This window comes from Mycobacterium sp. NGS26 (assembly GCF_059813025.1).
The window spans coordinates 887,743-911,886 of sequence record NZ_JCALDU010000002.1; the positions used below are offsets into that span (position 1 = coordinate 887,743).

The window sequence follows — 24,144 nt, forward strand, 5'->3', positions numbered from 1 at the left end:
GTGCTATTGCGCCGGCACTGAGTCGACGATGTCGACGGTCAGGCCGGGCTTGGGGGAGAGCGCAGCGAGGTGGGCCGCCCGAATCCGCTGAGGCGGCAGCCGAAGCCTGGTCCTGGCGACCAGCCGGGCCAGCATGACCGTCATCTCGGTGGTCGCCATCGCCGCACCGATGCAGCGGTGCAAGCCGCCGCTGAACGGGATGAACTCGTGCGGCGCCGGCCTGCGATAGTCCGGTGAGTCGGTATCCCAACGGGCGGGCCGGAATTCGGTGGGCTCGGGCCACAGCTCGGGCAGCCGGTGGGTGACGTAGGCGCTGAAGATCAGCAGCCGTCCGGCCCGGATGCGGTGCCCGTCGAACCGGAGGTCGCGCATCACCCGTCGGGCCGAGATCACCCCGGGCGAGTACAGCCGAAGCGTCTCGTGGACGACGCCGTTGAGATAGGTCAGCGCGCCCAGGTCGGCGGCGGCCGGCGGCCGCTTGCCAAGCACCCGGCGCACCTCCTCGGCGGCGTTGTCCCACGCGCCGGGCAGCGTCAGCAGGGTGTGGATCGCCCAGGCCAGCGCGCCGCTGGTGGTCTCGTAGCCGGCCGTGATGAGAGAGATGATCGAGTCGCGAATCTCGTTGTCGCTCAGGGCATACCCCTCGTCGCCCCGGCCGCTGAGCAGCATGGTCATCATGTGGTCGTCGGGCCTGGGCGCGGCGCGGGCGCCGGAGATCTGGGCGTCGACGAACTCGTTGAGGCGCGCGCGAGCGGCCATCGCCCGTCGCCAACCCGGGGAGTTGACCCGGCGGTGCAGCGCCACCGCCTGGGGCAGCAGATGCGTCAGGTCCAGCAGCGGTTGGAGTTGCTCCCCAAGGAAATCGGAGTGCTCGGCCATGCGCCGGCCGAACAGGCTTTCCGCGGTGCTGCGCCGGACCGCGGAGCGACATTGCGCGTAGATGTCCAGCCGCTGGCCGGGCCGCCAGCCGTCGATGACGGCGTCGATGTTGGACGCCATGGTCTGCACGTAGTCCTGGATCTGGCGGTGCCGCAGGCCCGGTGCGATCACGCTGCGGCGGCGCCGGTGGTCGTCGCCGTCGCTGACGATCAGCGCCGTCGGCCCGTCCACGATGGCCAGGTTCTCGAACGTTTCCCGCCAGCTGAACGCGTCGGCATTGGCGAAGACGAACTTGTTCGCCTCGCCGCCCAGCAGATAGGTGACACCGTGCCGGCCGATGCCGGCATTGATGACGGGGCCCCGCAGCCGGTACAGCGCCAGCAACGCCTCGCCGGGCGGATAACGCACCGTTCGGTACGTGGTCATTCGAGCACCTCCGATAGCTCCAGCCAGCGGGCCTCGGTCGCCGCCACCTCGTCCTCGAGGTCGCGCAACTCCTGGGTCAGTCGGGTCAGCGCGACGTGGTCGGACTGGTCGTGCCCGGCGAGCTCGGCGTGTTTGGCCGCGATCCGCTCGGCGAGGCGGGCCAGCCGGCGCTCGGCCGCGGACAGTTCCTTCTCCGCGGCGCGACGCTGGGCTCCCGGCTTGGACCGCGGCGGCTCGGCAGCCGTCGTCGTGCTCGCGGAAGGGGTTGCGAGCCGCAGGTATTCGTCGACGCCGCCGGGCAGGTGCCGCAGCCGGCCGTCGAGAATCGCATACTGCTGGTCGGTGACCCGTTCGAGCAGATACCGGTCGTGCGAGACGACGATCAACGTGCCCGCCCACGAGTCGAGTAGGTCCTCGGTGGCGGTGAGCATGTCGGTGTCGACGTCGTTGGTGGGCTCGTCGAGGAGCAGGACGTTCGGCTCGGACAACAGCGTGAGCATCAGCTGCAGCCGCCGCCGCTGCCCACCGGACAGGTCGCCGACCCGCGCGGAGAGCTGACCCCGGCCGAAGCCGAGCCGCTCGAGCAGCTGGGCCGGGGTCACCTCACGGCCGTCGACCTGGAAGCCGCCGCGCAGTCGGCCCAACACGTCGACGATCCGGTCGTCGGCCGACGCGGCCAGGTCCTCGCCCCGTTGGTCGAGCATGGCGAGCTTGACGGTCTTGCCGCGCTTGACGCGTCCGGTGTCGGGCGCAACGGTGCCGGCGATCAGCCCCAGCAGGGTCGACTTCCCGGCGCCGTTGGCTCCGACGATGCCGGTTCGCTCACCCGGGGCGATCCGCCATTCGACGTCGCGCAGCACCGGGCGGCGACAGAACGACACCGACACGTCGAGCAGGTCGACGACGTCCTTGCCGAGCCGGGCGGTGGCCAACTTGGCCAGCTCGACGGTGTTGCGCAGCGGCGGCACATCGGCGATCAGCTGGTTGGCGGCCTCGATGCGGAACTTGGGCTTCGAGGTGCGCGCGGGCGGGCCACGCCGCAGCCAGGCCAGTTCCTTGCGCATCAGGTTCTGGCGTTTGGCTTCGGCCGCGGCGGCCTGCCGGTCGCGCTCGACGCGCTGCAGCACATAGGCTGCGTACCCGCCTTCGAACGGTTCGACGATCCCGTCGTGCACCTCCCACATGGTGGTGGCGACCTCGTCGAGAAACCAGCGGTCGTGGGTGACCAGCAGCAGACCGCCGGTGTTGCGCGCCCAGCGTTGCTTCAGGTGGCCGGCGAGCCAGGTGATGCCTTCGATGTCGAGGTGGTTGGTGGGCTCGTCGAGGGCGATGACGTCCCATTCGCCGACGAGCAGCCCGGCGAGTTGGACGCGTCGGCGCTGGCCGCCGCTGAGTGTGGAAATCGTTGCGTCCCAGTCGATGTCGGAGACCAGGCCGCCGACCACGTCGCGCACCCGCGGGTCGCCGGCCCACTGGTGGTCGGCCCGCTCGCCGACCAGGGTCCGGCCCACCGTGGGATTCGGGTCGAGGGTGTCCGCCTGGCTCAGCGCGCCGACCCGTAAACCGCTGCGCCGGGTGGCCCGCCCGGAATCCGGCCGCAGCTGACCGGTCAGCAGGCCCAGCAGGCTGGACTTGCCGTCCCCGTTGCGGCCCACGATGCCGATGCGCGCGCCGTCGTTGACGCCGAGCGTGACCGAATCGAACACCACCTGAGTCGGATATTCGAGGTGTGCGGCCTCGGCCCCGAGTAGGTGTGCCACCGGGCCGACGCTAGCAAAACGGGCACGCGCGTCGGATGCTCAGTCGTCGTCCTGTAGCCGTTCGGTTTCGGCCATCTCGCGCGCGATGTCGGCCTGCTCCCGCTCGGCGGTGGCGTTGCTTCGCTCCGCCTGTTCGTCCATGCGTTGCAGTCGCTCGCGTTCACGCTCGGCGGCCGTGCCCTCGCGTTCGTCGGCGCGGCGCTCTCGTTCGTCTGCTACTTGTTCACGCTTGTTTGCGGTTTGGTCCCGCTCGTCGGCGATCCGATCCCGCTCGCCGGCGAACCATTCGCGTCTTGACAGCTGAGCCTCGCGGTGCGCGAGGGCCTCCTCGCGCTCATCGAGTTCGGCGGCTCGGCGGTCGAGCTCACCGGGTGTGTCGTCGCGGTCCTCAGGGGCCACGCCTCACCCTAACGCCGCAAAACCGGGGGCTGTCAGCTGTTCCGGGTTGAGTGGTCGGTAGTCGGTGGTGTGCTGTAGGAACAGATGCATGGATCTGGCGGCGTGGGCTGGGCGCAACGGTGTTGCGCGGGTGAGTGCACGGGCCACGAACCAACAGATCCCGGTCGACAGGGTCGTGCCCGAGATCGGCGCGGCGTTGATCGGTGCGGCGTTGAACGGCATCGCCGCACGTTCCTCGCTGTGTTGGGTGATCCGTGGGTGCACCGGATTGTGGTCGAGCATAGGGACCGCTTGTGCCGCTTTGGCTGTGCGTATGTTCCGGCCGCCCTTGTCGCGCGGGGCAACGAACGGGTTGTGGCGGATTCGGGGGGTTGATGAGGATCTGGTGGGTGATATGAGCGAGATCCTGACCTCGATCTGTGCGCGCTTGTTTGGTAGGCGGGCCGCGCAGGACCGGGCCAGACGAGCCATCACCGTTGTCGTCGGTGAGGATTGCGGGGCTGGGTGATGGTGAAGTTTGAGGTGCCCGATGGCTGGTGTGTGCAAGCCTATCGGTTCACCTTGGACCCGACCGATGATCAAGCCCGCGCATTGGCGAGGCATTTCGGTGCTCGCCGTAAGGCATACAACTGGACTGTGGCGACCCTGAAAGCCGATATCGAGGCGTGGCAGACCACCGGGACACCGACGGCCAAGCCGTCGCTTCGGGTACTGCGCAAACGCTGGAACACGGTCAAGGACGAGGTGTGCATCAACGCCGACACCGGGCAGGTGTGGTGGCCGCAATGCTCCAAGGAGGCCTATGCCGACGGAATCCGCGGCGCGGTGGGCGCCTACTGGAACTGGCAGAGCTCCCGAGCAGGGCAACGTGACGGGAAAGCGATGGGGTTTCCCCGTTTCAAGAAGAAGGGACGTGACGCCGATCGCGTGTCGTTTAGCACCGGGGCGATGCGCGTCGAACGTGATCGCCGGCATTTGACGCTTCCGGTCATCGGGACCGTGCGCACGCACGAGAACACGCGCCGCATTGAGCGGCTGATTACAGCTGGTCGCGCGCGGGTGCTGGCGATCACGGTGCGCCGCAACGGCACCCGGTTGGATGCCAGTGTGCGCGTAGTGGTGCAGCGTCCGCAGCAACAGAATGTTGCGCAGCGTGGTTCACGGGTTGGCGTTGATGTCGGGGTGCGCCGGCTGGCCACGGTCGCCACCGCTGACGGGACCGTGCTTGAGCGAGTGCCCAATCCACGGCCGCTGGACGCGGCACTCCAAGAGTTGCGCCACGTCAGTAGGGCCCGCTCGCGCTGCACGAAAGGCTCACGCCGCTACCGGCAGCGCACCACCGAGATGTCCCGGCTGCATCGCCGGGTCAACGATGTCCGTACCCATCACCTGCACGTCCTGACCACGCGCTTGGCCAAAACTCACGGCCAGATCGTGGTCGAAGGTTTACACGCGGCGGGGATGCTGCGGCAAAAGGGCTTGCCGGGGGCGCGGGCTCGCCGGCGCGGACTGTCCGATGCCGCCCTGGGCACACCTCGACGCCACTTGTCGTATAAGACGGGCTGGTACGGGTCGGCGCTGGTGGTGGCCAACCGCTGGTTTGCGTCGTCGAAAACCTGCCATGGCTGCGGGCATGTGCAGAACATAGAGTGGGCTGAGCATTGGCGATGCGATGGTTGCTCAGCATCGCATCAGCGTGATGACAACGCCGCGGTAAACCTCGCACGCTACGAGGAGCCAGTTAGCGTCGTCGGCCCAGTTGGGGCCGCCGTCAAGCGTGGAGCCGACCATAAGACCGGGCCCCGCCCGGCGGGTGGCCGTGAAGCGCGGAAGGGACGCAGCCACACAGCTGCAGAACAACCCCGAGACGGGGTGCAAGTCGCGTGACCACCAAAGATCACCCACTTGCAACGGACGCCGGGGGCAACACGGTCGCGCTGGACCAGGGCCTGGACATGTGTGGCCTGATGGACCGGGGCCTCAGCCCGCAGGAGACGGCGAACTATTTCCTGCGGGACAATCCGGCGTTGGGCCCCGACGGGGCGACGCGGGTCGTCGGGATCGCCATCAACGACCTGTGCCCCTGGCACCGCTGAGGGCGTGAAAAAGCGGTAGCGTCAGTGGTCATCGGCTGGTCTGTCGACGGCGACGGGAGGCAACCATGAAGCGCTGCATCGTCGGAGGACTGGCCGCCGCGGTGGTGGCCGGGGGGCTGATCGCCTCGGCGCCGCCCGCCGGCGCCGGCTGCCAGTACGGAGGCCCGGTTATCAGTAAGTGCGATGGACCCATCCAGCCCGACGGCACCTGGCAGCGGTGCGTGGTTTCCACCCATTGGGTGCTCAACGGCATGAGTTCCTTCCAGGTGCCCGAACGGCGCTGCGATCCGATGGGCCCCAACCAGAGCCCAGGGGGTCCCGACTTCGCCGACCCACCGACGCACATCGACGGCTGACGCACAACCCGCCCGCGCGGGGGCAAACGCGCTGACCAGAACCGTCCCGCGTGCCGATGTGCCATGATGTCCACGCTGTCAACAGTCAGGGAGCAGTGGGTGGATCTGAATCTTTCGATGCTCACACGACCGGTCGGGCGCCTGGTCGCCACGGCGCAAAACGGCCTGGAAGTCCTGCGGCTGGGGGGCCTGGAAACGGGCAGCGTCCCGTCGCCGTCCCAGATCGTCGAGAGCGTGCCGATGTACAAGCTTCGGCGGTACTTCCCACCCGACAGCCGGCCCGGGCATGCGCCGGTGGGCCCGCCGGTGTTGATGGTGCACCCGATGATGATGTCGGCCGACATGTGGGACGTCACCCGGGAGGACGGCGCGGTGGGCATCCTGCACGCCGCGGGACTCGATCCGTGGGTCATCGACTTCGGCTCACCCGACAAGGTCGAGGGCGGCATGCGCCGCAACCTGGCCGACCACATCGTCGCGCTCAGCCAGGCCATCGACACGGTGCGGGACGCGACGGGCAGCGACGTCCACCTGGTCGGGTACTCCCAGGGCGGGATGTGGTGCTATCAGGTCGCGGCGTACCGGCGTTCGAAGAACATCGCCAGCATCGTGGCGTTCGGATCCCCGGTGGACACCCTGGCCGCGCTGCCCATGGGCCTCCCGCCGAACATGGCTCCGGCCGTGGCCGATTTCATGGCCGATCACGTCTTCAACCGGCTGGCCATCCCAAGCTGGATGGCGCGCACCGGTTTTCAGATGATGGACCCGCTCAAGACCGCCAAGGCCCGGGTCGACTTCGTGCGTCAGCTGCACGACCGCGAGGCGCTGCTGCCGCGCGAGCAGCAGCGCAGGTTCTTGGAACGCGAGGGCTGGATCGCCTGGTCCGGCCCGGCGATCTCGGAACTGCTCAAGCAGTTCATCGCCCACAACCGGATGATGACGGGCGGTTTCGCGATCAACGGGCAGATGGTCACGCTCACCGACATCACCTGCCCGGTGCTGGCCTTCGTCGGCGAGGTCGACGACATCGGACAGCCGGCGGCGGTGCGCGGGATCCGGCGGGCGGCGCCCTACGCCGAGGTCTACGAATGCACCATCAGGACAGGGCATTTCGGCCTGGTCGTCGGGTCCAGGGCGGCAAAGGAGAGCTGGCCGACCGTCGCCGCATGGGTGCAGTGGCTGGCCACCGGCGGGGACAAGCCCGCGGGCATCGACCTGATGGCCGACCAGCCGACCGAGCCCACCGACAGCGGGGTCGCGTTCAGCTCCCGGCTGGCGCACGGCATCGGGGAGGTCTCCGAGGCGGCGCTGGAACTGGTGCGCGGCGCGGCCGGCGCGGTCGTCGCGGCCAACAAGTCCATGCGCACCCTGGCCGTGGAGACCGTGCGCACGCTGCCGCGGTTGGCCCGCCTGGGACAGATCAACGACCACACCCGAATCTCGTTGGGCCGCATCATCGACGAGCAGGCGCACGACGCCCCGAAGGGCGAGTTCCTGTTGTTCGACGGGCGGGTGCACACCTACGAGGCCGTCAACCGGCGCATCAACAACGTCGTTCGCGGCCTGATCGAGGTCGGTGTGCGGCAGGGCGACCACGTCGGCGTGCTGATGGAGACCCGGCCCAGCGCGCTGGTGGCCATCGCCGCGCTGTCCCGCCTCGGCGCGGTCGCGGTGGTCATGCGCCCGGACGCCGACCTGGCCGCCTCGGTGCGGCTCGGGGGAGTGACCGAGATCCTGACCGACCCCACCAACCTGGACGCGGCCCGCCAGCTGCCGGGGCAGGTGCTGGTGCTGGGCGGCGGTGAGACCCGCGACCTGCACCTGCCCGAGGACGCCCTGCGGCAGAACCAGGTCATCGACATGGAGCAGATCGACCCGGACGCGGTCGAGCTGCCGGCGTGGTATCGCCCCAACCCGGGGCTGGCCCGCGATCTGGCGTTCATCGCGTTCAGCGCGGCGGGCGGCGAGCTGGTGGCCAAGCAGATCACCAACTACCGGTGGGCGGTGTCGGCGTTCGGAACGGCGTCGGCGGCCAACCTGGACCGCAGGGACACCGTGTACTGCCTGACGCCGCTGCACCACGAGTCGGCGCTGCTGGTCAGCCTGGGCGGCGCGGTCGTCGGCGGGACCCGCATCGCGCTGTCGCGCGGGCTGCAGCCCGAGCGGTTCGTCCAGGAGGTGCGGCAGTACGGCGTCACCGTGGTGTCCTACACCTGGGCCATGCTCCGCGAGGTCGTCGACGATCCGGCGTTCGTGCTGCACGGCAACCATCCGGTGCGGCTGTTCATCGGATCGGGCATGCCGACCGGGTTGTGGGGGCGGGTCGTCGACGCGTTCGCGCCCGCCCACGTCGTCGAGTTCTTCGCCACCACCGACGGACAGGCGGTGCTGGCCAACGTGTCCGGCGTCAAGGTCGGCAGCGAGGGCCGCCCGTTGCCCGGTGCCGGACGCGTCGAGCTGGGCGCCTACGACGCCGAGCACGACCTGATCCTGGAGGACGAGCGGGGCTTCGTCCAGGTCGCCGAGACCAATCAGGCCGGGGTGCTGCTCGCGCAGTCCAACGGGCCGATCGACCCGAGCGCGTCGGTCAAACGCGGCGTCTTCGCTCCCGCCGACACGTGGATATCGACGGAGTACCTGTTCCGCCGGGACGAGGACGGGGACTACTGGTTGATGGGCCGGCGCGGCACGGTGGTGCACACCGCGCGGGGGCTGGTCTACGCCGAGCCCGTCACCGACGCGCTCGGCCTGATCAACGGCGTCGACCTCGCGGTGACCTACAACGTGCCGATCGGGGATGGGGAGGTGGCGGTCTCGGCGGTGACGTTGCTGCCGGGCGCGACCATCACCGCCGCCGACCTGACCGAGGCCGTCGTCAACATGCCCGTCGGGCTGGGGCCCGACTTCGTGTGCGTGGTGCCGGAGATGACGCTGAGCGCGACCTACCGCCCCACCGTCAGCCCCCTGCGGGCCGCCGGGATTCCCAAGGCGGGACGCGGGGTCTGGTATTTCGATGTGGGCAGCGACGAGTTTCGCCGGCTGACCCCGGCCGCGCGGGCGGAGCTGATCGGCGAGCACCGACATGGTTGACGATTCGCTGCTGAGCATCCTGGTGTGCCCGGCCGACCGGGGTCCGCTGCTGCTGACCTCCTCCGACGACGGGGCCGAGTTGCTGTACAACCCGCGGCTGCGGCGCGCCTACCGGATCGACGACGGCATTCCGGTGTTGCTGGTCGACGAGGCCCGCGACGTCGACGACGACGAGCACGCCCGGCTCATGGAACGAGCGCGTCCGGCAGCTCCCCGGTGAGGTAGCGCTGCAGGTTCGGCCCGACGGTGGCCACGATCTGCTCGGGCGGCAGCGACGCGAACGGTTCGATCTTGACGATGTAGCGGACCATCACCAAGCCCATCAACTGCGACGCGAAGAACTGGGTGCGGACGATGCCGGTGCCCGGTGGATTGTCCACCCGCGGAGCGACTTCCGCGATGACGACTTCCTGCAGGAAAGACCGCGCCAGGTTCACGTCGGCGCCGGCGATCAACGACCGCAGCGTGGCGATCAACCCGGCGCCGAGCTCGGAATCCCAGATCGGAATCAACATCGCCGGCAGCTTGAAGCCGAGCTCCTCGATCGGCACCTCGCGCATGGGCACGAGCACCGTCATCGGGTCGATGGGAATCTTGATGGCCGCGGCGAACAATTGCTGCTTGGTCCCGAAGTAGTGATGCACCAGCGCGGAGTCCACCCCGGCCCCCGCGGCCACCGCCCGTATCGAAGTCCGGTCGATGCCGTTGCGCGCGAACAACTCTCGGGCGCTGGCCAGAATCCGATCGCGGGTGTCGGAGGTCCCGGCCGGTCGCCCGGGCCGCCTGCGCCGGGTGTGGGTGGTCGCCATGCTAGGGGGTCCGCCGCCGCAGGGTCGCCGCCGCCAGGCACAGCGATGCGAGCGCGAAACCCATGACGACGATGATGTCGCGCACCGCTGTGCCGGTCAATTCCGGGTGCGCGCCCACCTGCTGCAGGGCCTCCAGCGCGTAGCTGGCGGGCAGCACGTTGCTGATCCACTGCAGCCAGTGCGCCATCAAGGCCCGCGGCACGATGATGCCGGCCAGTAGGAGCTGCGGCACCATGACGAGCGGTATGAATTGAACCGCCTGAAACTCGGTGCGGGCGAACGCACTACACAGCAGGCCCAGGCCGACGCCCAGCACCGCGTTGACGATCGCGATCACGAACACCCAGACCGGGCTGCCGGCGGTGTCGAAGCCCAGCAACCAGAACGACACCGCGCACGCTACGACGGCCTGCACCGCCGCGGCGATCGAGAAGGCGGTGCCATAGGCGATCAGCAGGTCGAGCCGGCGCAGCGGCGTGGTCAGGATGCGCTCCAGCGTTCCCGACGCCCGTTCGCGCTGCATGGTTATCGACGTGATGATGAACATCACGAAAAGCGGGAAAAGGCCCAGCAGGATCAGGCAGGCATTGTTGAACGGCGTCGGGGTGCCCGGCCGGTGCGGGGCATTTTCGAACATGAAGTACATCAGCGTGATGACCAGGACCGGCACCACCAGGATCAGCGCGACGCTGCGGCGATCGGCGGCCAGCTGGCGCAGGATGCGCGTCGTCGTGGCGACGTACGCCTTGAGCCCTATCCGGCCTTTGGAGCGGTGTTCTGCGTGGTGCTGTGCCTGATGATGGACAGAAACGCGTCCTCCAGTGACGTGCATCCGGTGTCCTCTCGTAGTCGGGTCGGGGTGGTGTGCGCGACGAGGTGACCCTCGCGCATCAGCAACAGGTCGCCGCAGTGGTCGGCCTCGTCCATCACGTGACTGGAAACCAGCAGCGTGGTGCCGCCGCGGGCCAGGTCGACGAACTGCTCCCAAAGATCCACCCGCAGAACGGGATCCAGGCCCACGGTGGGCTCGTCGAGCACGAGCAACTCGGGTTGGCAGACCAGCGCGCACGCCAGCGACGCCCTGGTGCGCTGACCGCCGGAGAGGTTGCCGCAATAGGCAGTGCGGTGATCGGTCAGCCCCACCCGGTCGATCGCGGTGTCGGCGGCGCTGCCGTCGAAGCCGTACAGCGAGGCCAGGTAGCGCACGTTGTCGATGATGCGCAGGTCGTTGTAGAGCGTCGGGTCCTGCGGCATGTATCCGACTCGGCGGCGCAGCGTCGCGGCGCCGGCGGGATGGCCCAGCACGGTCACGCTTCCCGACGTCACGATCTGGGTGCCGACGATGCAACGCATCAGCGTCGTCTTGCCGCAGCCGGACGGGCCGAGCAGCCCGGTGATGCTGCCGCGCGCGATCCGCACCGAGAAACCATGCAGGGCCGGGCGTTTCCCGCGGATCACCCGCAGGTTGTCGATGTCGATGGCCGGCTCGCCACCACCCGGCGGAAATTCATCGCGCGATGAAATCATCATGTGATGAATACTTCGCCGGTGCGGCGGGATTGTCAAGGGGTCGGTTTGCCCGCCGCGAAACTGCAACTACCGACGGCCGCACTCGCGAGATGCGTCGGCAGACGCAGTCTCGCGGTTGATCAGCTCCCGGCGCCCGGGCGACGCTGCGGCAGGTGCCCGTGCACGCCCTCGGCGTAGGCGGTTTCGGCGTGCTGGGTGAGGTCGACGCCGGTGGTCTCGTCCTCGACGCTGACCCGGAAGCCCACCACCCGGTCGATCAGCTTCGCGAGGATGAACGACGCGGCGAACGCATACAACGCGACGACGACGATCGCCAGCGCCTGCTTGCCCAGCTGGGTGAAGCCGCCGCCGTAGAACAGGCCCCGCGGGCCCGACGTCATGACCGCCGTCGCGAGCAGCCCGATCAACGAAACACCGACGACGCCGCCGACGAAGTGCACCCCGACCACGTCGAGCGAATCGTCATAGTTGAAGCGGAATTTCGCGCCCACCGCGAACGAGCACACGACCCCCGCGGCGACGCCGACGACCGCCGCGCCGAGCGTGTTGACCGTTCCGCACGACGGGGTGATGGCGACGAGGCCGGCGACCACACCGGACGCCGCGCCGAACGTCGTCGGCCTGCCGTCGCGGATCTGCTCGACCGAGAGCCAGCCCAGCATGCCCAGGCAGCCGGCGACCAGCGTGTTGAGGAAGATGGCCGCGGCGGTTCCATTGGCGGCCATGGCCGAACCGGCGTTGAACCCGAACCAGCCGAACCACAGCAGCCCGACGCCGACGAACAGCAGCGGCAGGTTGTGCGGCCGCATGGCGTCCTTCTTGAAGCCGATGCGGGGCCCGAGCACCAGCGCCAGGGCCAGCGCCGAACAGCCCGAGACGATCTCGACGACGAGGCCGCCCGCGTAGTCGAGCACGCCCAGCTTGGCCAGCCAGCCACCGGGTCCCCACACCCAGTGTGCGACAACGGAATACACGACAATCGCCCACGCCGGGACGAACACGATCCAGGCCGCGAACTTGGCGCGGTCGGCGATCGCGCCGCTGACCAGCGCGGCGGTGATGATCGCGAACGTCAACTGGAATGTGGCGTAGAGCAGTTCGGGCACGGTGCCGTGGGCGGTATCGGGGGTGATGCCGAGCATCCCGATGTGCCTGAGGTTGCCGACGAGCCCGCCCGCCCCGTCCTGGGAGAACGCGAGGGTGTAGCCGACCAGCAGCCAGGCCACCGTGACCAGCGGGATGGAGATGAAGCTCATCATCATCATGTTGAGCACCCCGGTGGTGCGGACCATGCCGCCGTAGAAGATCGCCAGGCCCGGGGTCATCAACAGGACCAACGCGGTGCTGGCCAGTAGCCACGCAGTCGCGGCAGGGTCGATCGCATGCATGTTTTGGGCTCCTTCGCCACGCGGCAACCGGGATACTGCCATGCCCGCGGTGCCGGTAGGTTCGTTGGGTGCGATCCGGCCAACGCGCGGCTGCGGACCAGCTGTCAGGCGACCCGGTCGAGGCCGCGCATCGGCTGCTCGGCGCGACCATCACCAGCCGCGGGGTGCGCGCCGTCGTCGTCGAGGTCGAGGCCTACGGCGGGGTTCCCGATGGTCCCTGGCCGGACGCCGCGGCCCACTCGTACCGCGGCGTCAACGGCCGCAACGCCGTGATGTTCGGGCCCCCGGGGCACCTGTACACGTACCGCAGCCACGGGATCCACGTCTGCGCCAACGTGTCGTGCGGTCCCGACGGCACGGCCGCCGCGGTGTTGCTGCGGGCCGCCGCCATCGAGGACGGGCTCGACGTGGCCCGGGCCCGGCGCGGCGCGGTCCGCCACAGCGCGCTGGCGCGCGGCCCGGGGAACCTGTGCTCGGCGTTGGGAATCACCATGGCGGACAACGGGATCGACGTCTTCGACGCGAAGAGCCCGGTGCGGCTGGAACTGGGCGAGGCGCCCGCCGCGGCGACCGGCCCGCGCGTCGGGATCAGCCAGGCCGCCGACCGGCCGTGGCGACTGTGGCTCGCCGGCCGGCCGGAAGTCTCCGCCTACCGACGCAGTCCCCGCGCACCGGCGCCGGGTGCCAGCGACTGAGTCCATTCGTCCTGGGAGACTCTTACACCATGATCCTCGACGAGCTCGGCTGGCGCGGGCTCATCGCACAGTCCACCGACATCGACGCGCTGGCCGCCGAGGCGCGGCGCGGGCCGATGACGGTGTACGCCGGTTTCGATCCCACCGCGCCGAGCCTGCACGCCGGGCACCTGGTGCCGCTGCTGGCGTTGCGGCGCTTCCAGCGCGCCGGGCACCGCCCCATCGTGCTCGCGGGCGGCGCCACCGGCATGATCGGCGACCCGCGCGACGCCGGTGAACGCGCCCTCAACGAGGCGGGGACCGTCGCGGACTGGACCGAGCGGATCCGCGGGCAGCTGGAACGGTTCGTCGACTTCGACACGTCACCGACGGGCGCGATCGTCGAGAACAACCTGGAGTGGACGCGCGGGATGTCGGTGATCGAGTTCCTGCGCGACGTCGGCAAGCACTTCTCGGTCAACGTGATGCTGGATCGCGACACCATCCGGCGTCGGCTGGAGGGGGAGGGCATCTCCTACACCGAGTTCAGCTACATGCTGCTGCAGGCCAACGACTACGTCGAATTGCACCGGCGGCACGGCTGCACGCTGCAGATCGGCGGCTCGGACCAGTGGGGCAACATCATCGCCGGGGTCCGCCTGGTCCGCCAAAAGCTCGGTGCCACAGTGCATGCGCTCACCGTCCCGCTGGTAACCGCGGCCGACGGCACCAAGTTCGGCAAGTCCACCGGCGGCGGCAGCCTGTGGCTGGACCCGCAGATGACCAGCCCGTACGCCTGGTACCAGTACTTCATCAACACCGCCGACGCCGACGTCATCCGCTACCTGCGCTGGTTCACCTTCCTGTCGGCCGACGAGCTGGCCGAGCTCGAGCGGGCCACGGCCGAGCGCCCCCAACAACGCGCCGCGCAGCGCCGGCTCGCGACCGAGCTCACCGTCCTGGTGCACGGCGAGGCGGCCACCGCCGCCGTCGAGCACGCCAGCCGGGCGCTGTTCGGGCAGGGCGAGCTGGACCGGCTCGACGAGGCGACGCTGGCCTCGGCGCTGCGCGAGACCCCGGTCGCCGAGCTCAAACCCGGCGGCCCGGACGGCATCGTCGACCTCTTGGTGGCCACCGGCCTGTCGGCCAGCAGGGGCGCGGCCCGGCGCACAATCAGCGAGGGCGGCGTGTCGGTCAACAACGTCCGCATCGACAGCGACGAATGGGTCCCCCAGAGCTCGGACTTCCTGCACGGCCGCTGGCTGGTGCTGCGCCGCGGCAAGCGCAACGTCGCGGGCATTCAACGGGTGGGGTAAAGGTCGGCCGCGGGCCCCAGATCGAACTGCTGCACGCGCTCGAGCGCGTCCTCGACCAGGGCGTCGACCCCCGCCCGGGCCTCCACCGGCAGTAGCCGGTCGACGGCCGCGTGGGTGGCGACGCGGAACCGCCGGCGGTTGCCGCGCTGAGCGTCAATTCGCCGTACTTCAGCAAGACACACGATTGGGGCTGCATCCCTTTGGCTCACCTCCTGGCTAGGGGGTTACCCACGTCGGAAGAACCAAAATATACTGTTGCTGAGTTAGGTTTTATATGGCAGCAAACACAGATCTACATACTCACGAGGAGGTGGTGAACATGCTGACCTTCGACCCGGTCCTTCGCGACTTCGACCGGCTCACCCAGCGGTTGTGGGGCGCGGTCCCGTGGGGCACCGCCGCCCGGCCCGCGCTGATCCCGATGGACGCCTGGCGCGACGGTGACAAGTTCGTCGTGGAGTTCGACCTCCCGGGCATCAAGGCGGACTCGCTGGACGTCAACGTCGAGCACGACCTGCTCACCGTGCGCGCCGAGCGACCGGACAGCGGCAACGACCGCGACTGGGTGGCCCAGGAGCGCCCGCACGGCGTGTTCAGCCGGCAGATGTTCCTGGACAACACCCTGGACACCGACAAGGTCAGCGCCGACTACACCGATGGGGTGCTGCGGCTGACGATCCCGGTGGCCGAAGCGGCCAAGCCGCGCAAGATCGAGATCCTGCCGGGCAAGCAGCAGCACGCCCTGAGCGCCTGAGCGTCAGGTGTCGCGGGGCCCGGCGGTTCGGACTTGACTTGGAGGAGCGATGCACAGTGAAGCGCAGCACGAGCGTCGCAGCGCCGAACGCATCCTCGACAGCGCCGAGGGTGTGCTGATCGCGTTGCGGCGCTACGGCTTCAACGACGCGTTCTTCGAACTGGCGCACACCGCCAAGCGGCACGGCGTCGGCCTGGTGAGCCTGGCCGACGCCCTCGTCGCGATGGCCCAGAACCAGCGCACCGACGACTGCGATCCGCGCGCCGTGCGCATCGCCCGCCAACGCTGGGGCGCCATGCTCGAGCGCAACCCGTCCGAGTCGGCGGGCTAGCGGCCAAACCTTTATCGCGCCGTGCTCCGGACGTGACCGTCGGCGACCACTGTGGTCACGGTGAATGGCGCGACGCGGGCCCTGCGGGTGGTCGGGATGGGCGCAGGCGTGGCCGGCCTGACCGCCGCGCTGGCCGCACCCGTCCATGCCGACCTGATGGGCGACGCGTTCCTGCGGGCCCTCACCAACGCCGGCGTTCCGGTTTCGCAGCCGGACAGCACGACGGCGCTGGGACATTCGGTGTGCCCGATGCTGTTCCAGCCGGGCGAGTCCTTCGACTCCGTCGTCTCCGAAATGGCCGCCAGGAGAGGAACGTCCGAGAAAACCGCGGGCGTATTCACCATCGTGGCCATCGCGACATACTGTCCGTCGGTGCTGGCGCCGTTGCTGAGTGGACGGCTGCAGGCCTAGTTCGTCCGTGGCGCGCCCGCCCGTATTCTTTGCAGGTGGTCGACGACAGGCACGACGGGCAGCGACGGCCGCGCTCGGCGTCCCGCTGGTCGGGACCGGGGCGGGCGCGCCCGGCCCAACCCCAGAGCGACGGGGGCCGCGCGCCCGAGGACGGGCCGCCGCTACCGCCGGGGGTCGACGCCCGGCAACTCGCACCCGAAGTCCGGGGCGAGCTGAGCACCCTGGACCGCGCCACCGCCGACGCGGTGGCGCGCCATCTGGTCGCCGCCGGCGAACTGCTCGACGAGGACCCCGAGGCCGCCCTGCGCCACGCTCGCGCCGCGCGGTCGCGGTCCAGCAGGATCGCCGCCATCCGCGAAGCCGTCGGAATCGCCGCCTACCACTGCGGGGACTGGGGCCAGGCGCTCGCCGAATTGCGCGCCGCCCGGCGGATGGGCAGCAAGTCCTCGCTGCTGGCGCTGATCGCCGACTGCGAACGCGGCCTCGGCCGCCCGGAGCGGGCGATCGAGCTGGCCCGCGGGCCGGAGGCGGCCCAGCTCAGCGGCGACGACGCCGACGAGCTGCGCATCGTCGCGGCCGGCGCCCGCGCGGACCTGGGGCAGCTGGAGCAGGCGCTGACCGTCCTGTCCACGCCGCAGCTCGACCCGAGCCGCACCGGCTCGACAGCCGCCCGGTTGTTCTACGCCTACGCCGACACGCTGCTGGCGCTGGGCCGCGCCGACGAGGCCCTGCAGTGGTTCCTGCGTTCGGCGGCCGCGGATGTCGACGGCGTCACCGACGCCGAGGACCGCGTCAGCGAGCTGGGCTGAACTGGTCTGAAATGAAAAGCCTTGCGCAACAACATGATTGCCTGCTGATCGACCTTGACGGCACGGTGTTTCGCGGCGCCGCGCCCACCGACGGCGCCGTGCAGTCGCTGGACGAGGTGCACAGCCGCAAGCTCTACGTCACCAACAACGCCTCGCGCAGCCCCGACGAGGTCGCGGCGCACCTGCGCGACCTCGGCTTCGCCGTCACCGCCGACGACGTCGTCACCAGCGCCCAGAGCGCCGCCCACCTGCTCGCCGGCGAGCTGCCCCCGGATTCGCCGGTGCTGATCGTGGGCACCGAGGCCCTGGCCGACGAGGTCGCCGCGGTCGGTTTGCGGCCGGTGCGCCGCTACGACGACGGCCCGGTCGCGGTCGTGCAGGGCCTGTCCACCACCATCGGCTGGCCGGACCTGGCCGAGGCCGCGCTGGCCATCCGGGCCGGCGCGCTCTGGGTGGCGGCCAACATCGACCCCACGCTGCCCACCGAGCGGGGCCTGCTGCCCGGCAACGGGTCCTTCGTCGCCGCGCTGCGGACGGCCACCGGCGCCGAACCCAAGGTGGCGGGCAAACCGGCGCCGGCGCTGATGCGGGACGCGGTGGCGCGCGGCGACTTCCGGGCGGCGCTGGTGATCGGCGACCGGCTGGACACCGACATCGAGGGCGCCAACGCCGCCGAACTGCCCAGCCTGCTGGTGCTCACCGGGGTCAACACCGCGCGGGACGCCGTGTACGCCGAGCCCGCGCGGCGGCCCACCTACATCGGCCACGACCTGCGCGCGTTGCACCGGGAGGCGACGCAGCTCGCGGTGGGGCCGCAGGCCGGCTGGCGGGTCGAGGTCGGCGAGGCGACGGTGACGGTCAGCGGCAGCGGCTCCGGCGACGACGACTCCGACGGGCTGTCGATCGTGCGCGCCGTGGCCAGCGCGGTGTGGAGCGCGCCTGATTCGCACGGGCGGCCGCCGCCCATCGAGGCCGCCGACGACCGGGCACACGACGCCCTGCGGCGCTGGTCCCTGGTCTAGCGTAGGTACGCGATGAGTATCGATCCCGATCAGCTTCGCGCTGAGATAGACGCCCTGGTTGCCCAGCTGTCCGAGGTCGGGGACCCGGAAAACCCCGACCACCAGCCGTCGCTCGAGGAGCTCGAAGAGATCGCCCGCCGCCTCTCCGAGGCGCACGACGTGCTGCTGCAGGCGCTGGAGTCCGCGGAGAAGGGCTGAGTGCATGCCTCGACGGGCCCGCGTTGACGCCGAGCTGGTGCGGCGCGGCCTTGCCCGGTCCCGCCAGCAGGCCGCGGAGTTGATCGGCGCCGGGAAGGTCAGCATCGACGGCCTGCCGGCGGTCAAGCCCGGCACCGCGGTCGCCGTCACCGCGGCGCTGACCGTCGCCGACGACGGCGAACGCACCTGGGTGTCGCGCGGGGCGCACAAGCTCATCGGCGCGCTGGACGCCTTCGGCATTCCCGTCGCCGGCCGCCGCTGCCTCGACGCCGGCGCGTCGACCGGCGGCTTCACCGAAGTGCTGCTGGACCGGGGCGCCGCCCGGGTGGTGGCCGCCGACGTCGGGTACGGCCAGCTGGCCTGGTCGCTGCGGTCCGACCCGCGGGTGGTCGTCGTCGAGCGGACCAACGCCCGGGAGCTGTCGCCCGAGGCGATCGGCGGGCGCGTCGATCTGGTGGTGGCCGACCTGTCGTTTATCTCGTTGGCCACGGTGTTGCCCGCGCTGGCTGGATGCGCTTGCCCCAGCGCGGATATCGTTCCCATGGTGAAGCCACAGTTTGAGGTGGGAAAGGGACAGGTCGGTGCCGGCGGGGTGGTCCACGACCCGGGGCTGCGCGCCGACGCGGTGCTGACCGTCGCACACCGCGCCGGCGAGCTGGGCTGGCACACCGTGGGTGTCACGGCCAGCCCGCTGCCGGGGCCGTCGGGCAACGTCGAATACTTCCTGTGGTTGCGCGCCGAGACCGATCGGGGGCTGCCGGACGACGGGCTGGTGGACGAGGTGCGGCGCGCCGTTGCAGAGGGTCCGCAATGACCGCCGAGCGCACCGTCCTGCTGGTGGTCCACACCGGCCGCGACGAGGCCACCGAGACCGCACGACGCGTAGAGAAAGTGTTGGGCGACAACAACATTGCGCTTCGTGTCCTGTCCGCCGAGGCGGTCGACCGGGGATCGCTGCACCTGGCGCCCGACGACATGCGGGCGATGGGTGTCGAGATCGAGGTGGTCGACGCCGACCCGCACGCCGCGCAGGGCTGCGAGCTGGTGCTGGTTCTCGGCGGCGACGGCACCTTCCTGCGGGCCGCCGAATTGGCACGCACCGCAGGCATTCCGGTGCTGGGGGTCAACCTGGGCCGCATCGGCTTTCTGGCCGAGGCCGAAGCCGAGGCCATCGACACGGTGCTGGATCATGTCGTCGCCCGGGACTACCGGGTGGAGGAGCGCCTGACCCTGGACATCGTGGTGCGCCAGGGCGGCCGCATCATCGATCGGGGGTGGGCGCTCAACGAGGCCAGCCTGGAAAAGGGCCTGCGACTGGGCGTGCTGGGCGTGGTCGTCGAAATCGAGGGACGGCCGGTGTCGACGTTCGGCTGCGACGGGGTGCTGGTGTCGACGCCCACCGGGTCCACCGCCTACGCGTTCTCCGCCGGCGGCCCGGTGCTGTGGCCGGACCTCGAGGCAATCCTGGTGGTGCCCAACAACGCTCACGCGCTGTTCGGTCGGCCGATGGTGACGAGTCCCGACGCCACCATCGCGATCGAGATAGAGGCGGGCGGCAACGACGCCCTAGTGTTCTGCGACGGCCGCCGCGAAATGCTGGTCCCGGCCGGCGGGCGGCTCGAGGTGACCCGTTGCGCCACACAGGTGAAATGGGCACGCCTGGACAGCGCGCCGTTCACGGACCGCCTGGTGCGCAAGTTCAAGCTGCCGGTGACCGGGTGGCGCGGGAAGTGACGGCGCTGCTGCGGTGCTGACCGAAATCCGAATCGAGTCGCTGGGCGCCATCGGCGTCGCGACCGCCGAGTTCGATCGCGGCCTCACCGTGCTCACCGGTGAGACCGGCACCGGCAAGACCATGGTGGTGACCGGGCTGCACCTGCTCGGCGGTGCCCGCGCCGACGCCACCCGGGTGCGATCCGGGGCCGAGCGTGCGGTGGTCGAAGGACGTTTCAGCACAGACGATCTCGACGACGCGGCGTGCGCGGGGCTCGACGAGATGCTGGATGCGTCGGGGGCCGAGCGCGACGAGGACGGCAGCGTGATCGCGCTGCGCTCGGTCAGCCGCGACGGGCCGTCGCGCGCCTACCTGGGCGGCCGCAGCGTGCCGGCCAAGTCGCTGAGCGGTTTCACCACCGAACTGCTCACGCTGCACGGGCAGAACGACCAGCTGCGGTTGATGCGGCCCGACGAACAGCGCGGGGCGCTGGACCGGTTCGCGGCGTCGGGCCCCGCGCTGGAGCGCTATCGCAAGCTGCGTGACGCGTGGCTCACGGCGCGCCGCGACCTCGTCGACCGCCGCAACCGGGCCCGCGAACTCGCCCAGGAGGCCGATCGGCTGAAATTCGCGCTGAATGAAATCGATTCCGTAGACCCGCAACCCGCCGAGGACGATGCGCTGGTCGCCGACATCTTGCGGCTCTCGGAGCTGGACACGCTGCGCGAGGCCGCCATGGCGGCGCGCGCGGCGTTGTCCGCGGACGAAACGGACGGGTTGGGCTCCAGCGCCGTCGACAACCTGGGGCGGGCCAGGTCGGCCCTGGAATCGACCGACGACGCGACGCTGCAGGGATTGGCCGGGCAGGTCGGCGAGGCGCTGACCGTGATCGTCGATGTGGCACGCGAACTCGGCGACTATCTGGAGCAGCTGCCGGTGGATGCCAGCGCGCTGGAGTCCAAGCTGGCGCGTCAGGCGCAGCTGCGCACGTTGACCCGCAAGTACGCCGCGGACATCGACGGGGTGCTGCGCTGGGCGGACGAATCGCGGCAGCGGCTGGCGCAACTCGACGTGTCCGAGGAGGCGCTCACCGGGCTGGAACGCCAGGTCGACGAGCTGGTGCGCGAATTGGCCCAAGCCGCAGTCGATCTCAGCAACCTTCGCCGCAAGGCCGCCAAGCGACTGGCCAAGGAGGTGACCGCGGAGCTGTCCGCGCTGGCGATGGACGACGCCGAATTCACCATCGGCGTCACCACGGACGTCGTGGCCGACGACGACCCCGCCGCGCTTGCGCTGCCCTCCGGGGAGCGGGTGCGGGCCGGCGGCGACGGCATCGACCAGATCGAGTTCGGCTTCGCGGCCCACCGCGGCATGACGGTGCTGCCGCTGGCGAAGAGCGCGTCGGGCGGCGAGCTGTCCCGCGTCATGCTGGCGCTGGAGGTGGTGCTGGCGACCTCCCGGAAACAGGCGGCGGGCACCACGATGGTGTTCGACGAGGTCGACGCCGGGGTCGGCGGCTGGGCCGCGGTGCAGATCGGGCGGCGGCTGGCGCGGCTGGCCCGCACCCACCAGGTGATCGTGGTGACGCATCTGCCCCAGGTCGCCGCGTACGCCGACGTGCACCTGGTGGTGCACAGCGCGAAGGGCGCCAGCGGGGTGCGGCGCGTGACCGGCGACGATCGGGTGGCCGAGCTGGCGCGCATGCTGGCCGGACTGGGCGAGTCCGACAGCGGCCGCGCCCACGCCCGCGAACTGCTCGAGGCCGCACAAAAAGACGCCATCTGACCCCCCTCTATGCGCGAGCGTGCGTGTCGGTACACCGACACGCCGCAAACTCCGTACATTTGCGCACCCTCGCGGCGATCAAGCCGTGACCAGCTTGTGACAGATGTGACTCTAGATAACTTCTGGGGCTGGTGTTACGGCGCGCCTCCACGCCTCCACCCGGGTTCCCCGACAGAATCGCCCCCATGAGAATGTCAGGACTGCTATCTCGTAACGCCTCCCGACCGGGCCTTACCGGCACCGCGCGGGTTGACCGCAACATCGACCGACTGCTGCGCAGGGTCTGCCCCGGCGACATCGTGGTGCTCGACGTCCTGGATCTGGATCGCATCACCGCCGACGCCCTCGTGGAGGCCGACATCGCGGCCGTCGTCAACGCGTCGCCGTCGGTCTCCGGGCGCTATCCCAACATGGGGCCGGAGGTGCTGGTCAACAACGGGGTGACCCTGATCGACGAGACCGGGCCCGACATCTTCAAGAAGGTCAAGGACGGGGCCAAGATTCGCCTGCACGAGGGCGGCGTGTACGTCGGCGACCGCCGCCTGGTCCGCGGCACCGAGCGCACCGACCACGACATCGCCGACCTGATGCGGGAAGCCAAGAGCGGACTGGCCGCGCACCTGGAGGCGTTCGCGGGCAACACAATCGAGTTCATCAAGAGCGAAAGCCCACTTCTGATCGACGGCATCGGGATCCCCGACATCGACGTCGACCTGCGTCGCCGGCACGTGGTGATAGTCGGCGACGAGCCCAGCGCCGAGGACGACCTGCGCTCCCTCAAGCCGTTCATCAAGGAGTACCAGCCGGTGCTCATCGGCGTCGGCACCGGCGCGGATGTGTTGCGCAAGGCGGGATATCGGCCGCAGATCATCGTCGGCGACCCCGAGCAGATCAGCACCGAGGCGCTCAAGTGCGGCGCCCAGGTGGTGTTGCCCGCCGACGCCGACGGACATGCGCCCGGGCTGGAACGAATTCAGGACCTCGGCGTCGGGGCGATGACCTTTCCGGCCGCGGGCTCGGCGGTCGACCTGGCGCTGCTGCTGGCCGACCACCACGGCGCCTCGCTGCTGGTGACGGCGGGCCACACCGCCAACATCGAGACGTTCTTCGATCGCACGCGCGCGCACACCAACCCGTCGACGTTCCTGACCCGGCTTCGGGTGGGGGAGAAGGTGGTGGACGCCAAGGCCGTCGCCACGCTGTACCGCAGTCACATCTCGGCGGGCGCCATCGCGCTGCTGGCGCTGACGATGTTGATCGCGGTGATCGTGGCGCTGTGGGTGTCGCGCACCGACGGCGTGGTGCTGCATTGGATCAACGACTACTGGAACCACGCCTCGCTGACCGTGCAGAGGTGGGTGACCTAGTTTTCCCAGTTTTCCCAAGGACGGTGGGCCCATGATCTCGTTGCGCCAACACGCGTTCTCGCTGGCCGCGGTCTTCCTGGCGTTGGCCGTGGGGGTCGTGCTGGGTTCCGGCTTCCTGTCGGACAGCCTGCTGTCCAGCCTGCGCGACGAGAAGCGCGACCTGTACAACCAGATCGGCGGGCTCAACGACCAGAAGAACGTGCTCAACGAGAAGCTCAGTGCCGCAAACAATTTCGACACCCAACTGGGCGGCCGGATCGTGCACGACGCGCTCGGCGGCAGGTCGGTGGTCGTCTTCCGTACCCCCGACGCAAGGGATGACGACGTCGCCGCGGTGTCGAAAATCATCGGCCAGGCCGGCGGGACGGTGACCGGCACCGTGTCGCTGACGCAGGAGTTCGTCGACGCCAACTCCGCGGAGAAGCTCCGCACGGTGGTCAACTCGTCGATCCTGCCCGCCGGCCAGCAGTTGAGCACCAAGCTGGTCGACCAGGGTTCGCAGGCCGGCGATCTGTTGGGCATCGCATTGCTGGTCAACCCCAACCCCACCGTTCCACCGGTCGACGACGCGCAGCGGGACACCGTGCTGGCGTCGCTGCGCGACACCGGTTTCATCACCTATCAGCCCAGCGATCACCTGGGCGCGGCGAACGCCGCGCTCGTCGTCACCGGCGGCGCGCTGCCCCAGGACGCCGGCAATCAGGGGGTCAGCGTCGCCCGGTTCTCGGCCGCGCTGGCGCCGCACGGCGGGGGCACGCTGCTGGCCGGGCGGGACGGATCGGCCACCGGGGGCGCCGCGGTCGCCGTCACCCGCGCCGACGCCGGCATGGCCTCGACGGTCAGCACCGTCGACGACGTCGACACCGCGCCCGGGCGCATCACCGCGATCCTGGGCCTGCACGACCTGATCAACGGCGGTCACGTCGGGCAGTACGGCACCGGTCGCGGGGCGACATCGATCACCGTGCCCCAGTAGCAAGCCCCGTAACGGCGTTGTGCATGGCGGGCGTGTTCGCCGCGACGCGGGCTC

26 protein-coding genes and 1 pseudogene are annotated in these 24,144 nt (G+C 70.0%); 19 read left to right on the forward strand and 8 right to left on the reverse strand.

The genetic code is table 11. The features are described from left to right. Positions 1-3 precede the first annotated feature (3 nt). The 3 genes from AC5Y6X_RS10240 to AC5Y6X_RS10250 are packed head-to-tail and all read right to left on the reverse strand — an operon-like array spanning position 4 to position 3,464. Positions 4-1,287, reverse strand: a complete 1,284-nt coding sequence (locus AC5Y6X_RS10240) for a cytochrome P450 (protein WP_499986498.1) — start codon at positions 1,285-1,287, stop codon at positions 4-6. A gap of 14 nt (positions 1,288-1,301) precedes the next feature. Continuing rightward, positions 1,302-3,065, reverse strand: a complete 1,764-nt coding sequence (locus AC5Y6X_RS10245; protein ID WP_499986318.1) for an ABC-F family ATP-binding cassette domain-containing protein — start codon at positions 3,063-3,065, stop codon at positions 1,302-1,304. 39 nt (positions 3,066-3,104) lie between these two features. Continuing rightward, the gene (locus tag AC5Y6X_RS10250; RefSeq protein ID WP_324677706.1) at positions 3,105-3,464 is read right to left on the reverse strand and encodes a hypothetical protein; all 360 of its coding nucleotides are present in this window, start codon (positions 3,462-3,464) and stop codon (positions 3,105-3,107) included. A gap of 121 nt (positions 3,465-3,585) precedes the next feature. On the opposite strand from AC5Y6X_RS10250, the pseudogene AC5Y6X_RS10255 reads away from it, so the two are divergent. The 6 genes and pseudogenes from AC5Y6X_RS10255 to AC5Y6X_RS10280 form a co-directional block, all read left to right on the forward strand. Beyond that, positions 3,586-3,972: pseudogene (locus AC5Y6X_RS10255) on the forward strand (IS607 family transposase); the annotation flags it as partial. Next, positions 3,972-5,351: an IS607 family element RNA-guided endonuclease TnpB gene (gene tnpB, locus AC5Y6X_RS10260; protein WP_499986321.1), complete on the forward strand. Its 1,380-nt coding sequence runs from the start codon at positions 3,972-3,974 to the stop codon at positions 5,349-5,351. The pseudogene AC5Y6X_RS10255 and the gene tnpB, both read left to right, overlap by 1 nt. Then, the gene (locus tag AC5Y6X_RS10265; protein WP_499986322.1) at positions 5,348-5,560 is read left to right on the forward strand and encodes a DUF732 domain-containing protein; all 213 of its coding nucleotides are present in this window, start codon (positions 5,348-5,350) and stop codon (positions 5,558-5,560) included. Before tnpB ends, AC5Y6X_RS10265 begins: the two co-directional genes overlap by 4 nt. 65 nt (positions 5,561-5,625) lie before the next feature. Further along, a complete protein-coding gene (locus AC5Y6X_RS10270; RefSeq protein WP_499986323.1) occupies positions 5,626-5,916 on the forward strand; it encodes a CDGP domain-containing protein in 291 nt (96 codons plus the stop codon). Between the two features lie 66 nt (positions 5,917-5,982). Continuing rightward, positions 5,983-9,006: an acyl-CoA synthetase gene (locus AC5Y6X_RS10275; protein WP_499986324.1), complete on the forward strand. Its 3,024-nt coding sequence runs from the start codon at positions 5,983-5,985 to the stop codon at positions 9,004-9,006. After that, entirely contained in the window at positions 8,999-9,226 is a 228-nt protein-coding gene (locus AC5Y6X_RS10280) for a Trm112 family protein (protein WP_324677698.1), read from the forward strand. The genes AC5Y6X_RS10275 and AC5Y6X_RS10280 overlap by 8 nt, the downstream gene beginning before the upstream one ends. On the opposite strand, the gene AC5Y6X_RS10285 is transcribed toward AC5Y6X_RS10280, so the two are convergent. From AC5Y6X_RS10285 to AC5Y6X_RS10300, 4 genes are all read right to left on the reverse strand, one after another. Beyond that, on the reverse strand, positions 9,192-9,815 hold the full coding sequence (locus tag AC5Y6X_RS10285) for a TetR/AcrR family transcriptional regulator (RefSeq protein ID WP_499986325.1): 624 nt from the start codon (positions 9,813-9,815) through the stop codon (positions 9,192-9,194). The genes AC5Y6X_RS10280 and AC5Y6X_RS10285 overlap by 35 nt on opposite strands. A gap of 1 nt (position 9,816) precedes the next feature. After that, positions 9,817-10,647, reverse strand: coding sequence for an ABC transporter permease (locus tag AC5Y6X_RS10290; protein ID WP_499986326.1), 831 nt, complete (start codon positions 10,645-10,647; stop codon positions 9,817-9,819). Continuing rightward, positions 10,569-11,345, reverse strand: coding sequence for an ABC transporter ATP-binding protein (locus AC5Y6X_RS10295; RefSeq protein ID WP_499986327.1), 777 nt, complete (start codon positions 11,343-11,345; stop codon positions 10,569-10,571). Before AC5Y6X_RS10295 ends, AC5Y6X_RS10290 begins: the two co-directional genes overlap by 79 nt. 119 nt (positions 11,346-11,464) lie before the next feature. Further along, on the reverse strand, positions 11,465-12,733 hold the full coding sequence (locus AC5Y6X_RS10300) for an ammonium transporter (RefSeq protein ID WP_324677690.1): 1,269 nt from the start codon (positions 12,731-12,733) through the stop codon (positions 11,465-11,467). Positions 12,734-12,801: 68 nt separating this feature from the next. Between AC5Y6X_RS10300 and AC5Y6X_RS10305 the strand changes: the two genes are divergently transcribed. Both AC5Y6X_RS10305 and tyrS read left to right on the forward strand, forming a co-directional pair. Next, positions 12,802-13,428 carry a DNA-3-methyladenine glycosylase gene (locus tag AC5Y6X_RS10305; protein ID WP_499986328.1) on the forward strand — a complete coding sequence of 209 codons (627 nt, stop codon included), beginning with the start codon at positions 12,802-12,804 and terminating at the stop codon, positions 13,426-13,428. A gap of 29 nt (positions 13,429-13,457) precedes the next feature. Then, positions 13,458-14,723 carry a tyrosine--tRNA ligase gene (gene tyrS / locus AC5Y6X_RS10310; RefSeq protein WP_324677686.1) on the forward strand — a complete coding sequence of 422 codons (1,266 nt, stop codon included), beginning with the start codon at positions 13,458-13,460 and terminating at the stop codon, positions 14,721-14,723. On the opposite strand, the gene AC5Y6X_RS10315 is transcribed toward tyrS, so the two are convergent. Continuing rightward, positions 14,708-14,905 (reverse strand): hypothetical protein, encoded by a 198-nt coding sequence (locus AC5Y6X_RS10315; protein WP_499986329.1) that lies wholly within the window; start codon positions 14,903-14,905, stop codon positions 14,708-14,710. The two genes, tyrS and AC5Y6X_RS10315, sit on opposite strands and share 16 nt — an antisense overlap. Before the next feature lie 128 nt (positions 14,906-15,033). On the opposite strand from AC5Y6X_RS10315, the gene AC5Y6X_RS10320 reads away from it, so the two are divergent. The 11 genes from AC5Y6X_RS10320 to AC5Y6X_RS10370 all read left to right on the forward strand — a co-directional run bounded on the left by AC5Y6X_RS10320 (position 15,034) and on the right by AC5Y6X_RS10370 (position 24,090). Continuing rightward, positions 15,034-15,477 carry an Hsp20/alpha crystallin family protein gene (locus AC5Y6X_RS10320; protein WP_499986499.1) on the forward strand — a complete coding sequence of 148 codons (444 nt, stop codon included), beginning with the start codon at positions 15,034-15,036 and terminating at the stop codon, positions 15,475-15,477. A gap of 49 nt (positions 15,478-15,526) precedes the next feature. Then, positions 15,527-15,808, forward strand: coding sequence for a hypothetical protein (locus AC5Y6X_RS10325; RefSeq protein ID WP_324677680.1), 282 nt, complete (start codon positions 15,527-15,529; stop codon positions 15,806-15,808). Between the two features lie 96 nt (positions 15,809-15,904). After that, positions 15,905-16,219, forward strand: a complete 315-nt coding sequence (locus tag AC5Y6X_RS10330; RefSeq protein WP_324678002.1) for a DUF732 domain-containing protein — start codon at positions 15,905-15,907, stop codon at positions 16,217-16,219. A gap of 35 nt (positions 16,220-16,254) precedes the next feature. Further along, entirely contained in the window at positions 16,255-17,028 is a 774-nt protein-coding gene (locus AC5Y6X_RS10335; protein ID WP_499986330.1) for a tetratricopeptide repeat protein, read from the forward strand. Positions 17,029-17,039: 11 nt separating this feature from the next. After that, positions 17,040-18,050, forward strand: a complete 1,011-nt coding sequence (locus tag AC5Y6X_RS10340) for an HAD-IIA family hydrolase (RefSeq protein ID WP_499986331.1) — start codon at positions 17,040-17,042, stop codon at positions 18,048-18,050. Between the two features lie 12 nt (positions 18,051-18,062). Then, positions 18,063-18,248: a hypothetical protein gene (locus AC5Y6X_RS10345; protein WP_324677674.1), complete on the forward strand. Its 186-nt coding sequence runs from the start codon at positions 18,063-18,065 to the stop codon at positions 18,246-18,248. Positions 18,249-18,252: 4 nt separating this feature from the next. Continuing rightward, complete coding sequence (locus AC5Y6X_RS10350) at positions 18,253-19,062, forward strand: TlyA family RNA methyltransferase (protein WP_499986332.1); 810 nt, start codon at positions 18,253-18,255, stop codon at positions 19,060-19,062. Beyond that, positions 19,059-19,982: an NAD kinase gene (locus AC5Y6X_RS10355; protein WP_499986333.1), complete on the forward strand. Its 924-nt coding sequence runs from the start codon at positions 19,059-19,061 to the stop codon at positions 19,980-19,982. Before AC5Y6X_RS10350 ends, AC5Y6X_RS10355 begins: the two co-directional genes overlap by 4 nt. A 13-nt stretch (positions 19,983-19,995) precedes the next feature. Further along, entirely contained in the window at positions 19,996-21,747 is a 1,752-nt protein-coding gene (gene recN, locus AC5Y6X_RS10360; RefSeq protein ID WP_499986334.1) for a DNA repair protein RecN, read from the forward strand. 185 nt (positions 21,748-21,932) lie between these two features. Further along, positions 21,933-23,114, forward strand: a complete 1,182-nt coding sequence (gene steA / locus AC5Y6X_RS10365) for a putative cytokinetic ring protein SteA (RefSeq protein WP_324677667.1) — start codon at positions 21,933-21,935, stop codon at positions 23,112-23,114. A 31-nt stretch (positions 23,115-23,145) separates the two neighbouring features. After that, positions 23,146-24,090 carry a copper transporter gene (locus AC5Y6X_RS10370; protein ID WP_499986335.1) on the forward strand — a complete coding sequence of 315 codons (945 nt, stop codon included), beginning with the start codon at positions 23,146-23,148 and terminating at the stop codon, positions 24,088-24,090. Positions 24,091-24,144 lie beyond the last annotated feature (54 nt).